This window comes from Halalkalicoccus sp. CGA53 (assembly GCF_036429475.1).
GTDB lineage: Archaea > Halobacteriota > Halobacteria > Halobacteriales > Halalkalicoccaceae > Natronorarus > Natronorarus salvus.
In genome coordinates, this window is sequence record NZ_CP144125.1 from 2,681,739 (window position 1) to 2,695,851 (window position 14,113).

At 67.1% G+C, this 14,113-nt stretch carries 15 protein-coding genes and 1 tRNA gene; 7 read left to right on the forward strand and 9 right to left on the reverse strand.

Going from position 1 to position 14,113, the window contains the following annotated elements:
- Positions 1–2,073 (reverse strand): PrkA family serine protein kinase, encoded by a 2,073-nt coding sequence (locus V2L32_RS15510; RefSeq protein WP_331233397.1) that lies wholly within the window; start codon positions 2,071–2,073, stop codon positions 1–3.
- A 407-nt stretch (positions 2,074–2,480) separates the two neighbouring features.
- Here V2L32_RS15510 and V2L32_RS15515 point away from each other — a divergent pair, with 407 nt between their 5' ends.
- Positions 2,481–2,876 (forward strand): DUF5820 family protein, encoded by a 396-nt coding sequence (locus V2L32_RS15515; RefSeq protein ID WP_331233398.1) that lies wholly within the window; start codon positions 2,481–2,483, stop codon positions 2,874–2,876.
- A gap of 24 nt (positions 2,877–2,900) precedes the next feature.
- On the forward strand, positions 2,901–3,347 hold the full coding sequence (locus V2L32_RS15520; protein WP_331233399.1) for a UPF0179 family protein: 447 nt from the start codon (positions 2,901–2,903) through the stop codon (positions 3,345–3,347).
- Positions 3,348–3,428: 81 nt separating this feature from the next.
- Here the strand turns inward: V2L32_RS15520 and V2L32_RS15525 are convergent, their stop codons facing one another.
- Positions 3,429–4,217, reverse strand: coding sequence for a M14 family metallopeptidase (locus V2L32_RS15525; RefSeq protein ID WP_331233400.1), 789 nt, complete (start codon positions 4,215–4,217; stop codon positions 3,429–3,431).
- A gap of 141 nt (positions 4,218–4,358) precedes the next feature.
- Between V2L32_RS15525 and V2L32_RS15530 the strand changes: the two genes are divergently transcribed.
- Positions 4,359–5,720 (forward strand): tryptophanase, encoded by a 1,362-nt coding sequence (locus V2L32_RS15530; protein ID WP_331233401.1) that lies wholly within the window; start codon positions 4,359–4,361, stop codon positions 5,718–5,720.
- Position 5,721: 1 nt separating this feature from the next.
- Here the strand turns inward: V2L32_RS15530 and V2L32_RS15535 are convergent, their stop codons facing one another.
- Both V2L32_RS15535 and V2L32_RS15540 read right to left on the reverse strand, forming a co-directional pair.
- Complete coding sequence (locus V2L32_RS15535) at positions 5,722–6,201, reverse strand: DUF309 domain-containing protein (RefSeq protein ID WP_331233402.1); 480 nt, start codon at positions 6,199–6,201, stop codon at positions 5,722–5,724.
- 39 nt (positions 6,202–6,240) lie between these two features.
- Positions 6,241–7,782 (reverse strand): phosphoenolpyruvate carboxykinase (ATP), encoded by a 1,542-nt coding sequence (locus V2L32_RS15540; protein WP_331233403.1) that lies wholly within the window; start codon positions 7,780–7,782, stop codon positions 6,241–6,243.
- Positions 7,783–7,886: 104 nt separating this feature from the next.
- Here V2L32_RS15540 and V2L32_RS15545 point away from each other — a divergent pair.
- From V2L32_RS15545 to V2L32_RS15555, 3 genes are all read left to right on the forward strand, one after another.
- Positions 7,887–7,971: transfer RNA gene (locus V2L32_RS15545), tRNA-Leu, on the forward strand.
- Positions 7,972–8,292: 321 nt separating this feature from the next.
- Positions 8,293–8,577, forward strand: coding sequence for a DUF7344 domain-containing protein (locus V2L32_RS15550; protein ID WP_457852212.1), 285 nt, complete (start codon positions 8,293–8,295; stop codon positions 8,575–8,577).
- Positions 8,578–8,616: 39 nt separating this feature from the next.
- Complete coding sequence (locus V2L32_RS15555; protein ID WP_331233405.1) at positions 8,617–8,754, forward strand: hypothetical protein; 138 nt, start codon at positions 8,617–8,619, stop codon at positions 8,752–8,754.
- 5 nt (positions 8,755–8,759) lie between these two features.
- On the opposite strand, the gene V2L32_RS15560 is transcribed toward V2L32_RS15555, so the two are convergent.
- The 3 genes from V2L32_RS15560 to V2L32_RS15570 are packed head-to-tail and all read right to left on the reverse strand — an operon-like array spanning position 8,760 to position 10,312.
- Positions 8,760–9,194: a pyridoxamine 5'-phosphate oxidase family protein gene (locus V2L32_RS15560; protein WP_331233406.1), complete on the reverse strand. Its 435-nt coding sequence runs from the start codon at positions 9,192–9,194 to the stop codon at positions 8,760–8,762.
- A 39-nt stretch (positions 9,195–9,233) separates the two neighbouring features.
- A complete protein-coding gene (locus V2L32_RS15565; protein ID WP_331233407.1) occupies positions 9,234–9,509 on the reverse strand; it encodes a hypothetical protein in 276 nt (91 codons plus the stop codon).
- Entirely contained in the window at positions 9,506–10,312 is an 807-nt protein-coding gene (locus V2L32_RS15570) for a succinylglutamate desuccinylase/aspartoacylase family protein (protein WP_331233409.1), read from the reverse strand. Before V2L32_RS15570 ends, V2L32_RS15565 begins: the two co-directional genes overlap by 4 nt.
- Positions 10,313–10,394: 82 nt before the next feature.
- Here V2L32_RS15570 and V2L32_RS15575 point away from each other — a divergent pair, with 82 nt between their 5' ends.
- On the forward strand, positions 10,395–11,522 hold the full coding sequence (locus V2L32_RS15575) for a DUF63 family protein (protein ID WP_331233410.1): 1,128 nt from the start codon (positions 10,395–10,397) through the stop codon (positions 11,520–11,522).
- Here the strand turns inward: V2L32_RS15575 and V2L32_RS15580 are convergent.
- Complete coding sequence (locus V2L32_RS15580) at positions 11,519–13,219, reverse strand: YcaO-like family protein (RefSeq protein ID WP_331233411.1); 1,701 nt, start codon at positions 13,217–13,219, stop codon at positions 11,519–11,521. The genes V2L32_RS15575 and V2L32_RS15580 overlap by 4 nt on opposite strands.
- A 34-nt stretch (positions 13,220–13,253) precedes the next feature.
- Positions 13,254–14,069: a transcriptional regulator TbsP gene (gene tbsP / locus V2L32_RS15585; protein WP_331233412.1), complete on the reverse strand. Its 816-nt coding sequence runs from the start codon at positions 14,067–14,069 to the stop codon at positions 13,254–13,256.
- Positions 14,070–14,113: the final 44 nt, after the last annotated feature.

Sequence of the window (14,113 nt, forward strand, 5' to 3'; positions counted from 1 at the left end):
CTAGTCCTCGAGTTCCGATTTCGCGACCTCCGCGCCGGCGAACTCGAGCACCTCGAGCGCGCCGGCCCTGGAGTAGCCCTGATCGATCAGCCCGTCGACCCAGCTGTTGCGCTCGTCGTCGTCGAGTTCGTTCGCGCTCACCAGCGCGGAGAAGTTGATGTTGTGTTTCTTGTCGTCCCAGAGCTTGCGCTCGAGCGCGCGACGCAGGCGGTCGTTGTCCGTCGGGCTGAACCCCTCGCCCTCGCGCGCCCTGCGGGACACCCAGTTCGATACCTCCTGTCGGAAGTCGTCCTTTCGGTCCTCTGGGATCTCGAGTTTCTCCTCGACGGCTCTGAGGAACGTCTCGTCGGGCTCCTGGTCCCGCCCGGTGAGGTCGTCCGGCACCGTGTCGTCGTCGATGTACGCCATCACGTGGTCCATGTACTTCTCGCCCTGTCTCCGGATCTCGTCGACGTCGTAGGCAAGCGCGTGGCGGACGTCCTCGATGGCGCGTTCTCGGTACTCCTCGCGAACGAGTTCGAGATAGCGGTGGTACCGCTCGAAGTTCTCCTCGGGGATCGAGCCGTGGTTCTCCAGGTTCGTCTCGAAGTGACCGAACACCGCGAGCGGGGAGAGGTGGGTGCGTCCTCGGTGCATCGAGTCCATGATCGCCTCGGCGATCTCGTCGCCGATGAACCGCGGAGAGATCCCCTCCATCGCCTCCGCGATCTCCGCCTTCTCGGCGGCTTCCTCGCGGAGCTTGCGCACGTCGACGTCGTCGCCGTCGCTCGTCTCGCCGTTGTACGCGAGCGCCTTCTGGACGATGCCGACCTCCTCCGTATCGGGCTCCTCGATCCGCGTGAGAACGCCGAAGAGTCCGGCCATCTCGAGCGTGTGCGGCTCGACGTGGATGTCCGGGACGTCCGCGTTCGTCAGCAGTTTGCGGTAGATCTCGGACTCCTCCTCGTACTCAAGGACGTACGGGAAGTCGATCCTCTTGGTCCGGTCGTTGAACGCCTCCATCGTCTCGTCGCCCTTCTTCTCCCTGTACTCGGGCATGTTCGTCCGGCCGACGATCACCTGGTCGATGTCGATCCTGGGGTTGTTCTTCGGCTTGATCGTCTGTTCCTGCGTCGCGTGCAGGAAGTCGTAGAGGAACTCCTTCTGGAGTTTCAGTAGCTCCTCGCCGGAGAATATCCCCCGGTTCGCGTTACAGAAGGCCCCGGAGTAGTCGAACGCTCTCGGATCCGACTCGCCGTAGACGGCGATCTTTGAGTAGTTGACGTCGCCGGTCAGCTCCGTTTCGTCCTGGTTCTTCTTGTCCTTCGGCTCGAACGTCTCGATGCACTCGCGTTTGTTCTCGTCGGCGACGAGGCGAACGATCTCGACGTGGTTCTCGAGCACCTGCTGGAGGTCGTCGTCGTAGTGGGCGAGCAGCCGGTCCATGTAGAAACTGGAGGCCGGATCGAGGCTCTGTTCGTTCCGGATGGAGTAGGGGGCGTCGAGCCGCTCGTTGAGCCCGTCGATGACGCGCTGGCGCTGTTCGAGCGGGAGCAGCACGATCGGGTCCTGGTTCATCGGCGATCGGACCACGTCGTCGGCGGGGTCCTGGTCGGGGACGACGTCACAGAGGTTCGACCACCGGAAGGTGTACATCCGCCCCTCCTCGCGGTGGGTGTAGTCCTCGAAGTACCGCCTGAGCTGGGAGTCGAACGCCGACTTCCCGGAGCCGACCGGTCCGAGCAGGAGCTTGATCCGGCGGTCGGGGCCGAGCCCGCGCGAGCCGCTTTTGACCTTGTTCACGAACTCGTGGATCGAGCGGTGGATATACCTGCCAAAGAAGCGGTTCTCGCCGTCGTTGATCGGGTCCTCGCTCGCGAGGAGGTACTCGACGGTGCCGGTCTCCTCGTCGTAGCGCGTCCCGTAGAAGTCGAACATGTCCGCGACCCGTTGGTGGGCGTTTCGGACGACCTTCGGATCGGCGGCGATCGTCTCTAGGTACCAATCGAAGGTCTTCGCGTCGCGGAGGTCGCTCGGGACGGTGTCTCTGTACTGGTTGCTGAGTTCTTCGAGCGTGTCGATCTCACCTGACATGGTTTCTCTCGTGGGGGACCGCGTGGTTCTCGGTGGCCGCGCTCTTCGGCCGATGCGTGTGGGCGGCGGAGCGGCAGTCGAACACTGACATGTGTGAACGATACGCACTCGCTCCAACCGACCCGACGATAGTGACGGTCGATCGCGGGAGACGGAGCGGGCGGCGCGTGTATGGTGTTCGCACACCGATACTGTTTAGTGTAGCCGGGCTACTTCGTTATAAGTATTTCGTATATTCGCATCTCGTCGTGTCTTACTCTATAGCAACGAAGACGAAAATAATCGTACTGCGGTGACCCCACTGAGAACGCCTCCTCGGGTGACCCGAGCCACTTATATATGTTTCCCCGGTCGGCGCCCGTCGACCGATCGTGAACGCTTAGACGGCGGAGGGCCGAGATTTACCTATGGTTACCGACGCGCTCCCGGAGGGATGGGTCCGGTGGAACGAGGAGCCGGAGGGACGGCTCATCCTCGCCTACCGCCCGGACGTCTTCGACTCCTCGGCCTTTCCCGCGCCGTGTCTGCCGACGCTGTACGTCTCGAACGGCCCCCACCGGAACCGCCGGCCGGAACAGCGTGCGGAGGGCTACCGGAGCGAGTGCTGGTACGTCACCTTCTACCTCGAACCCGACGTCTCGCTCGCCGAGGAGCGCTACGACGACCGCGCCGGCGCGGTCGAGGGTGCGCTCTCGCTCGCCGAGCGCTTTTCGAACGGGACGATCGCCTACAGGGAGGCGTATCGGGTCCCGAGGGAGTCGTATCTGGATCGGCTCGACGAGCTGACCGAGCGGGAGCGTTAAGGGCGGGCTCGGTCTAGCTACGCCATGACCACCGTCACGCTCATCGGAACCCGTCTCGCCGAGGTCGGACGGGAGTTCGTCTACCACGGCGAGGCGAGCGCGTGTGAGGGCTGTCCGTATCGGAGTCAGTGTCTGAACCTCTCGGAGGGGACGAAGTACCGGATCACCGGCCTCCGCGAGAACGCACAGACCCTCGAGTGTGGGGTCCACGACGACGGCGTGAGCGCGGTCGAGGTCGAACCCGCCTCGGTGCTCGCGAACGTCCCCTCGCGGGGGGCCTACGCCGGGAGCCGCGTCTCGCTCGCCGGCCCCTGTCCCTACACCGAGTGTCCGAGCCACGAGTACTGCGTGCCGGACGGCGCGGCGATGGACGGCGAGTACCGGATCCGCGAGGTACTCGGCGAGCCCCCGCACGAGTTCTGCCCGCTCGACCGCGACCTGACGCTGGTCGAACTCTCCCCGCCCGAGTGAGCAAACCGTCGGCCCTACGTCGTTAGGGATTCTCGCCGCTACTGGGTGGAGAGGAGCTTCACGCAGGTACAGCCGACAGTATCACGACCCGAGGACGCCGACCTGTTCCGCGGCGTAGCCGAATATCTCCCGGTAGCCGTACGGCGAGAGCAGGACGGGGTAGAACGGGACCTCGGCGGCGACCGTCCGGCCGTCGATCGAGGCGAACGGCTCGCCGGTGCCGACCGGCTCGAAGTTCTCCGCGAGCACGTCGTACTCCTCGCCACCCTCCTTCGGGATCGGACTCCTGAGCTCGAAGACCGGGATCTGGCCTCTCCCCCCCACGGAGTCCCCGTGTAACACACCCATCGTGGCGAGGAACTCGTGGACGATCCGCGTGGCGGTCTCGGTCGCCCGATCGCTCCCCTGCAGTCCACACTCGACCTCGATCGTCCGCGCAGTCGTGAACAGCCGCCCCTGGACGAGTTCACCGGTCGTCACGAGCGTTTCGACGGACAGCGACGGGACGACCCGCTCGGCGAACGGCGTCACGCCGTCGGCGATGGCGAACGCCCGACCGGTCGACTGCGTGGAGTGGAGCGCGAGCGTCGCACAGCCCTCTAGCTCCTCCGCCAGGTCGTACGCGAGACGCCCCTCGTGGGTGTTCGCCGCCTGCTCGCCGGGAAAGGCGCGGTTGAGGTCGATGTCGAGATACCGCTTCCCACGCTCGGCGGCGAGCTCGTTCGCGACGATGAACTTCACCGGTCGCTCGACCGACGGCGACGCGTCGAGTATCCGCTCGATCGCCCGTATTCCACAGGGCTCGTCGCCGTGGATACCACCGACGACGGCGATCTCGGGCACGCCCGACCCGAGCTGTTCGACTCTCATCGTCCCCTCTAGAACCCGGGAGGTGATAGGGGCCTCGGATCGTCGGCGATGTCCTCGCCCGGCGGTTCGGTCACAGGAACGGACACGATCGAACAACGCTGTCCGCCTAGACTCAAACGCCCGGGCCGGGTTAGGGGTCTCATGGTCCAGTACCGTTCGGCGATGGCCGCCCCGATCGACCTCCTCCCCCGAGACGACCGTCGCGCCCGTCTTCGGGAGGCCGGCTACAACCTGTTCGACCTCGCCGCAGAGGACGTCTTCGTCGACCTGCTCACCGACAGCGGGACCGGCGCGATGAGCACCGACCAGTGGGCAGCACTCATGACCGGCGACGAGGCGTACGCCGGGAGTCGGAGCTTCGCACGGCTAGAGGACGCCGTCTCCGAGGTGATGGGCTTCGAGCACGTCCTCCCCACCCATCAGGGTCGCGGTGCGGAGAACGTCCTCTACGGCCACCTCTGCTCCGATGGCGATATCGTGATCAACAACACCCACTTCGACACCACCCGTGCACACGTCGCCGCGAACGGCGCGACGCCGATCGACTGCCCCGTCGAGGAGGCGGCCGACCTCGATACCGACACCTCGTTCAAGGGGAACCTCGACGTCGAAGCCGCCAGGGGCGCGGCGACGGCGGCGGGGCGCGAGCGCGTCGCCGCTGTCGTCCTCACGATCACGAACAACTCGATGGCCGGCCAACCGGTGAGCGTCGAGAACACCCGCGCCGCGCGCGACCTCGCCGACGACCTCGACGTCCCCCTCGTCGTCGACGCCTGCCGGTTCGCGGAGAACGCCCACTTCGTCCGCGAGCGGGAACCCGGGTTCGCCGAGGCGAGCGTCGCGGCCAGCGCCCGCGAACAGCTCTCGTACGCCGACTGCGTGGTGATGAGCGGGAAGAAGGAGGGGCTCTCGAACGTCGGCGGCTTTCTCGCGCTACGCGATCCGGAACTGGCCGAGGCGCTGAAACCGCGACTGATCCTCTACGAGGGATTTCCGACCTACGGCGGGATGGCCGGCCGGGACATGGCTGCGATGGCGGTCGGCCTGCGGGAGGCGGTCGACGGCGGCCGGGTCCGCAGCCGCGTCGCGCAGGTCCGGGCGCTCGGGGACCGACTGAGAGAGCGAGGCGTCCCGATCTACGAACCGGTCGGCGGCCACGCGGTCTACGTCGACGCGGGTGCGACGCTCCCGCACCTCGACCCCTCGACGTTCCCCGGTCAGGCGCTCGCCTGTGCGGCCTACCTTGCGGGTGGTGTCCGCGGGGTCGAACTCGGCAGTCTCGCGTTCCCCGAGGCCGACCGCCCCGAACTCCTCAGACTCGCCCTCCCCCGGCGGACGTACCACGACGAGCACCTCGACCACGTCGCGGAGACGTTCGCGGCCGTCTTCGACCGTCGTGAGGAGGTCGGCGGGCTCGAACTCGTCACCGATCCCGACCCGCCCGAACTGCGACACTTCAGCGCCGAGCTCCGTCCCCTTGAGGCGAGCGTGCTCGGTGACTGACTCAGTCGAGTGACTCCGCGTACAGGAAGTCCTCCTCGCGCGCGTCGGGGTATCGACCGTCGAGGGCGATCTGCCACCCGTCGATCAGGGTCGGATCGGTGAGCGCGTTCGTGAGCCTCGTCCGCACGTCGAGGAGGTCGACGCCGTAGAAGTCGCGTGGAACGCCGTGGAGGTACTGGAGTGCGGTCTCGAACAGCGAGCGCATCCCGTCGTCGTCCTCGAAGTCGACGTGTTTGTACGCTCCTGCGGCGACCTGTACCATCCCGTGGAGGAACTTCGATTCGGTCGTCCCCGCCCCGTAGTTGTACCACTCGTCCTCGAAGCAGTCGTGTGACTCGTGGTACTCGCCGGCGTTGAACAGCCGCACGCCGTGCACGGTCGCCCGGCGGAGCGTCGCGTGCTCCCACTCGCCGTCTGCCCGCCAGCCCGTCGGGTTTCCCACGGGGGGTCCGACCGAGGGATCACGCGTGTGCTCGTCCATCGCTAAAGGGTTACGGTGGCCCGAATAAACCGGTTCGGATCAGTAGACCGCCTCGCGGATATCCTCGCGGAGCGTCGGAAAGCCCTCGAGGTAGGCGCGTCGTTCGGCACGTAGCTCCGCGAGGTGGGACTCGGCGTCGGGGTACGCCTCCGTGACCGAGAACCGCCCGATCTCCGTTCCCGGCACCTCGACTGGGACCTCGAGTCCGAGCGTCTCGTCGGTGCGCCACTCTAGTCCCCCACGGGCGACGGCGGTCAGGATCGCGACGGTGTCCGAGACGCCGATGTCCCGCTCGCGCTCTCCCTCGCCGATAGAGCCGGTGTTGATCAGATACGGCTCGATCTCGTTCGCTTCGATCAGCTCGAGAAATCGGTTGCCCTCCTCGCCCTCGGGGCCGACGATGAACGGGTTGGTCCCGACGACGCGGATCGCCTCGCCCGCTCGGTCGGGGTCGCCAGCGCTCGTCTCGATCGACTCCCCGAGCATGAACGCCGCGGCGGCCTGTCGCGTGCTCAGCCGCGCGATCGGCGGGCAGAGCGGGTTCCGTGTGATGAAAAAGAGCTGGTCGGCGCGCTCGGAGTCGATCGCCTCGCCCGCACACGGGAGGTCCTCGCGCCGGATCACCGCCCGTCCGTTTCGCGTGTACCGATCGTCGTCGAAGTCGACGGTCCCGTCCGACCCGACGGCGACGTTCTCGAGGACCGTCTCCGGCTGGGTCGCGGCGTGGTGGATCCCCGGCTGCTCGTCGGGGTCGAGGCCGATCGTCTTCACGTAGAGCCCGCCGCCCTCGCTTCCCGCGACCGCGCCGTCGGGCAACAGCGCACAGACGTCGTCCTGTCGCATCTCGGTGCCCTCCGGCTCCTCCAGCCAGAGGCCGTGACCCGTCAGTGTCGACTTGCCCGTCGCGGAGAGCCCGAGGAACAGCTGATCGACCTCCGTCAGTCCGGCCCCGGTCTCCAGCGTGACGTGTTTGCTCCCGGCGTGGAGGCCGAGGCCGCCGGCTCGTTTCGCACGGTACATGAACAGTCGGAGGAAGGACTTCTTCGCCTCGCCCGTGTAGTCGCTCCCACAGACGACCGTCAGACCCTCTTCGGGGAGCACGCGGATCGCCTGGTGTTCGTAGTCGGGGAGCTGGATCGTGACGAAGTCGGGGTCGGTTCCGGGGGCCACCGGTTCGAGGAGTTTCGCCCAGGCGAGCGCGATCCGTCCGTAGCCCGTCGGGACGAACAGTCGGCAGGTGTAGGTGTGGTCGGGGTGGCGACCGAGCTGTCGGTCGAGACAGAGCATCTCGCGGCCTCCGACCTCGCGTACCGCTTCTTCGATGAGCCGCCAGTCCTCCGCCTCGAAGCCGTCGTCGACGGCGTTCAGCGTCCGATCGGCGCACCGGGAGCGGACCCGGCTGACGTACGAGGCGCTTCCGTACTCGGTCGTCGTCTCGAGGTCCTCGGAGTCGGACCGAAGCTCCGAGAGCGAGGGGTCGTAGCGGATCGAGGCGGTCTCCAACGGATCGGGGAGACCCGACGTCGGGTTCGCGAGCACCGAGGAGTCGGGGTCGCCGGACGTCACTGGTTCACCTGCCATCTATGCCTGGGTTACAGTACTCGATGTATTATTTATGTACTATCTAGAGCCGATACGTTCCCGGTCGCAACGCTTTACACCCGTCGCGTCCGACCGCCTCACGCGCAAGGGTAGCCAAGCTAGGCCAACGGCGGCGGACTCAAGATCCGCTCTCGTAGGAGTTCGTGGGTTCGAATCCCTCCCCTTGCATCGTTCGAATCCCCCCTCCCCCGTCGACCCATTGCCCCGACGACTCCATCCGATGGGAGACGAGACGGCAGTCTCACTCGGGCCGTTCGGACCAGGTTACGGGAGAGCTAACGACTCGCTATCGATGCCATAACGACCCGTTCTCCCGCGGTCAGACCCGCTCTCGTCCGACCTCGCACCCGTCGCTCCGAGGTCCCTCTGCTCCTCGGAGCGACGGGTACGACCCTCGAAACGGTCCGGGAGGGTCGCGAACGATCTGTACCATTTATGTTTCGACAGGGAAGAGGTTAGGCGAGGGGAAGGGAGATCACGACCACCGACATCACCTGGGAACGGCTCGAGCGAGTCCTCTCGCTCGTCTCACACCCCTACCGGTATCGGCTCGTCTCGATGCTGCTCGACGGACCCGGCGAGCCGGTTTCGCTCGACACGCTCGTCGAGGACGTAGCCGAGTGGGAGGCCGGTTTCGACGACCGAACACCGGACCCGTATCGGATCCGCCTCCAGCTCGTCCACCACCACCTGCCGAAACTGGAGGAGGCGGGGTTCATCGAGTACGACGAGCGGCGAGAGACAGTCGTGATCGCACCCGACCGCGGTCGGTGAGAGAAAGAGTCTTACCCCCACGAAACCGCCAGCGGAACGATGGTCGAGTACTACGTGACGGCGAACGGCTCGCGCGTCGAGGGACCGTTCGAGACCCGTGCTGAGGCGAAACGTCGAGCGGACGATCTCTCGACGACCGAGGTGCTCTTCTCCTACGGCGTGGAAGCGACGCGGTGAACCGGTCACATCCGGTCGCTGAAGTCCCAGCCGTAGACGGTCTCGGGAACGAGTTCGAGCGCGATCTCCTCCTCCGACCGGTCGAGCAGACGCCGCGCGAGCGCCGAGTCCGTCCCGCCCAGATACCGCACGAGGAGCTCCCGAAGTAGCTCCTTCCCCTCGTCTTCGGAGATCGAGACCGACCCGTTTCCACGTACCCCCCGGTAGGATGGTTCGTTCGTGGACACCTCGAAGGCGACGTGGTCTCTGTGTTCGAGGTAGGCCACCAGGTCGGCCGAGCGCGCCGTCGCACAGGCGATCGCTCCCTCATCGTAGCGGAACCAGAGCGAGACCATCCAGAGTCTCCCCTTCGGCGTCTCGCAGGCGAGTCGGATCGGGACGGCTGTCTCCGTGAGGAAGGTATCGACCTCCTCGCGCGTGTACGCTCCCGAGATCTTCATATCCCCGATAGCGCGCCGACTGTCAACTAGCTTCCGAGGTCAGCGAGTACGCCGGACGGCGTAGTAGAGCCCACTACAGAGCACCGAGAGCGCGTAGCAGACGAGGAGGAAGGGCGGCCAGTAGAGCCAGAAGAGATACTGCGGGACGAGGTAGCTCCCGACGACGGTCATCGCGAGCAGTATCAGGTAACTGGGTGCGGCGAGCGGCGTCAGCAGTCGGGTGTCCGCGACGCCGAGGAGGAACGGGACGACGAGTACACAGAAGACGAGAACTGTCGCGGGGCCGACCAGCACATCCCGGAGGAGGTCGTTCATTCGAGTCTGCTGATGCCGTTTCGTTCGAGAAGCAGTTCGGTCATCTCGAGCGTCCACCGGGTCTGGGTCCCCGGATCGAGCAGGAACTCCGTCAGCTCGACGAGGAAGCCGGGTCGGCCGAGGTCGCCGCCCACCTTGTGGATCAACAGCGGGTTCGCCCCGGTCAGGGTGTTGCCGAGCGTGAACCGGTGGGGGATCATCACGCGGGGAACCCGTTCCGCGTTCATGTGTTCGATCACCGCGCGCGAGTCCGCGACGGCGTCGCCAGCGCCCGTCGGGAAGATGGCTTGGCCGACCCACTGGTTGTGTGTGTCGTAGATCCCCCGCGAGCGGTGGAGGTCGAGGACGACGTCGGGGTCCGAGGCCTCCACCGACGCCCAGAGCTCCCTCGAGAGTTCGCTCGTCGGCTCCTCGCCGCTCGGGAACGTCCTGTTCAGGTCCCCATCCGGACCCTCCCGAGTGCCGCGTTCGACCGCGATCATCTCCGCCCAGGGGACCACGACGAGCGTTCCCGCCTCGATCCGCCAGCCGATCACCTCCTCGGCGGCGCGATAGCCGTTGACCTCGTCGCCGTGAACCCCTCCGAACACCATCGCGGTCGGACCCGACTCCGGTGCGCGAAGCTCGTAGATCGGCGTCTCGCGCTCGGTCCCCTCCATGATCGAGCGGACCTCGACGTCCATCTCCGGGTGGGGGTCGGGCGAACCGGGACCGACCGACTCGCTCGCGGTCCGGACCGCGGCGGCGCCGCCGACGACGCCGATGGCGACGGCGCCCGCCGCGAGCACGCTTCGCCTGTTCATATTCGGGCTACAGCACCGCCGCATATCAGTCCGACGGGCGACGACCGCAACCCTCAAATCACCGGCCCGCACGACGTACCACATGGACGAGGTTTACGGCGTCGATCCCGAGCGCGCGTGGGGAGGTGCGCTCCTCGCGGGCGTCCTCGCGCTCGTCGCCGGCGCGCTCGCCTTCCCCCGACAGGTCTACGACGAGTTCCTCTGGCGATACTTCTGGGGCCCGGTCGTCGCCGACGCCTACGGCGCGCCGTGTGCGGTGCGAGCGGGCGGCGAGACCACGGTCGCCGCCGACGCGACGGAGTGCACCGCGGCCGCGGGGATCGTCGCCGAACCGGGCTACACGACGCTCTCGACGGTCAGCTACGCGGTCGTTCTGATCTTCATGCTGATCGGCGTCATCTTCCTCCTCCGACGGCTCGACGTCGGGGACAGCCCTCGCTTTTTCTTCTCGCTGTTCCCGTTCATGCTCTTCGGTGGGGCGCTCCGGGTGGTCGAAGACGCGAACGTCGCGCTCATGGGCGCGGACGGGCCCACGATCCCGTTCCCGTGGAGCGGGTTTCTGATCAGCCCGCTGATCTACTTCACCGTCTTCTTCGTCACGGTCGCCGCGCTCGTCGCGAGCGTCCTCGCCGAGCACCGGGGAGCGGTCGATCGCTACGAGTACCCACTCGCGGGGTTCGGTACCCTCGTCCTCGCCACGACGTTCGGCTACCTCGGCTGGCTCGTGCTCACCACCGAGGTGCTCGGGTTCCAGCTGCTCGTCCCGCTGATCACGCTCGTGGGCGCGACGCTCATCACCGCGGTCGTCTGGCTGTTCACCCAGCGTGCGACCCCCGTCGTCAACGCCGGCACCGGGCTCATGGGCGCGCTCGTGATCTGGGGTCACACCGTCGACGGCGTCGCGAACGTGCTCAGCCTCGACTGGTCCGAGTCGCTGGGAATCCCCTCCTACGCCCCGAAACACGTCGTCAACAGCGCGATCATCGACGTCACCGGAGCGGTGCAGCCCGCGTGGCTCTCCGAGGCGATCGGTACCGCCTGGCCGTTTCTCCCGGTGAAGGTGCTCGCCGCGACGGTCGTCGTCTACGTCTTCGACGACCAGATCTTCGAGGAGAGCCCCCGGTACGCGATGATCCTCCTGATCGCGATCCTCGCGGTCGGTCTCGGCCCCGGTACCCGGGACTTCCTCCGCGCGACGTTCGGGATCTAGGGGTAGGGGTGTGGCTCGCGGTCGAGTCGCGGCTCGAAGCCCATCGTCTCCGGCACCTCGCGAGCACGCTCGGCGAAGACCGGCTCGCTCGTGAACAGCGGCTGTGCCTCGGGGATCATCACCCGGACGGCCTCGAAGCCGAGCGACCGGACGTCACGCGGGGTCACCGAAGCGACGTACGGCGTCAGCCCGGCCTCGACGACCCCCTCGACGACCGACTCGAGTTCCCCCGCTCCCTCCGGAACCTCGGCCGGCCCGACGTCCGTCGCCGAGACGGTGGGTTCCGCCGAGACGAACCCCCTCGCTGCCTCGGGAAACGAAGCGTACTCGCCGATCCAGGCCGACTGCTCGTTCGCCCGCTCCTCGCCCATCGCCCGGAGTTCGGTCCAGTTCTGGAGCGCCTCCGAGAGCGCCGACCGAGCGGCCGAGACGGCGTCGAGATCCGCGGCGGAGCCGACGGCGAACCGGGGCCAGCCTTCCTCCCGGTGGACTGCGACCGCCACGACGGGGACGTCGACGTCCATCGTGACGAGCAGCGCCGTCGTCCCGAGGTCCTCGCTCCGTGCCCGCCGCGAGAGCGTCTCGTACCCCTCGTGGTCCACGTCGAGTGCGAGCGGGTCGGCCGTCGAGTACCACGAGAGCATCGTCGCGTCCCGTTCGATCACCTCGTAGAGCCCCGAGAGCGTCGCTTCGACCGGCGAGCTCCCCAGGCCGAGACCGGTCGTGATCGCCCCGCCGAACCGGCGTTCGGGGGGCGGGAACTGGACGAACTCCGCGGGGAGGCGAACCAGCTCGCCCGTATCGAGGCGCTCGCCCGTGACCCAGGGGATCGATTCTTCGATCGGTCTCCCACGGACGAACGCCTCGGGGGAGAGCGCACCCTCGGTCTCCGGGACCGTTCCCCGGTCGAACCGCTCGTCGACGTAGACGCCGGCGCTGTAGCGTTCGAGCGCCTCGCCGAGCGCCTTCATGTAGGCGGCGTCCCAGCCGGCGTCGACGCCCGCCGCCTTCGAGGCGGCACTCGCGTCGCTGAACGGCGTGGGTCGGAGCGTCGCGAGGTAGTACGGCACCGGATACGACTCCGCCTCACCGATCTCACCGACGAGGCCGACCCGGGGGTCGACCGCGCGTTCGGCCCGCGCGATCGACTCCTCGACCGACCTCGCTTCGTACCGATCGAACTCGACCTGGGATGGCTCGGACTCACACGCACAGCCCGGTGCGGGGAGGAGCCGTCTCGTGGTGTACGGCACCTCGATCAGCCCACCGAGGAGGTCGGACTCGCCCCTGGAGAGCACGGTCACGAGCTCTCTCCCCGCGAGCGCACCGCCGAATCGGACGGCGCTCCGGTCGGCGCGTGCCTCCTCCGCTCGGTCCGGGTCGCTCGCCGAGACTCTGGTTCGCAGGCAGTCGTAACAGCCGGTTTCGGGGGTGTAGCCGGCGACGGCCACGTCGACGCCGTCGAGCGGGATACCGCCGACGCCGCCGATCTCGATCGAGATCCAGGGTGTCCCCGAGCGTCTCGTGACTTCGTTCGCCCGCGAGAGCGTCTCGCTCCCCGCGAGCGCGACGACGACCGAGAGATCCGTCGATGGAAGCTCGCCGATCGGGATCGACGCCACGGAGACGTCCGTGTCCGAGAGCGCTGCGCGGACCGCCTCGGCGGCGGGGCCACTCCCTACGAGGCCTACGTTCATACGCCGACCGACGCGAGCCGGCAGCTAAAAGACCCTAGTTCAGCAGCGTCTGTGCGACGCTCGCGAGCTGGTCGGCGTCGGCCTCCCGCAGGCGGTCGTCGCCGAACTTCAGACGGAGACGCGGTCGGCCGACGTCGATCGGGACCTTCTCGGTGTCGATCAGGCCCATGTCCTCCAGCCGGGTCTTCGTGCGGGAGAACGTCGCCTTCGACGCGATGCCGACGTCCTCGCCCCACTTCGAGATGTCGTAGAGCAGCACCTCGTTCTTCGCGGCGACCAGCAGGCTGATCGTCACCTCGTCGAGGCCCTCGCCGTCGCCGCGGGCGGTCTGGAGCGATCCGAGCACGCTCGTAAAGTCCGTCTCGACGTCCTCGCCGATCTCCTCGGAGAGCGTCGTCTTCACGGCAGAGAGCGGCGGGGTGCGGAGCCTGAACTCCTCGGCGTCGTCCCAGCGCGTCGAGTAGGCGTCGTACGCCGCCTCGACGAACGCCTCGTCGGTGCTGGTCAGCCCGGCCATCGCGTCGCCGACGTCGATCAGCGCGACGACGAGCTCGGGGGTGACCAGCAGCGAGTTCTCGCTGCCGTCGGCGAGCGTCCGCAGCGCGAGGCGGTCGTCGCTGATCAGGTCGGCGGCGTTCGAGGCGACGAGGAAGTCGCCCATCACCGCTTTCAGCACGCTCTCGTCGCCCAGCAGTCGGATCTGTGGTACCGATTCGGCGTCGGTCGCGACGTCGATCAGCTCCTCGAGCGTCGTCGCCGAGGGGTTGACGACGATCAGCTCGTCGTCGACCGCCTCGAGCACCGTTTCGAGGATATCTTCTTCGTTTTCATCGAGTAAATTTGAATCCATTCTCCTGCGGGTACAATACACGTATAAGTATTTATTTTTATCGG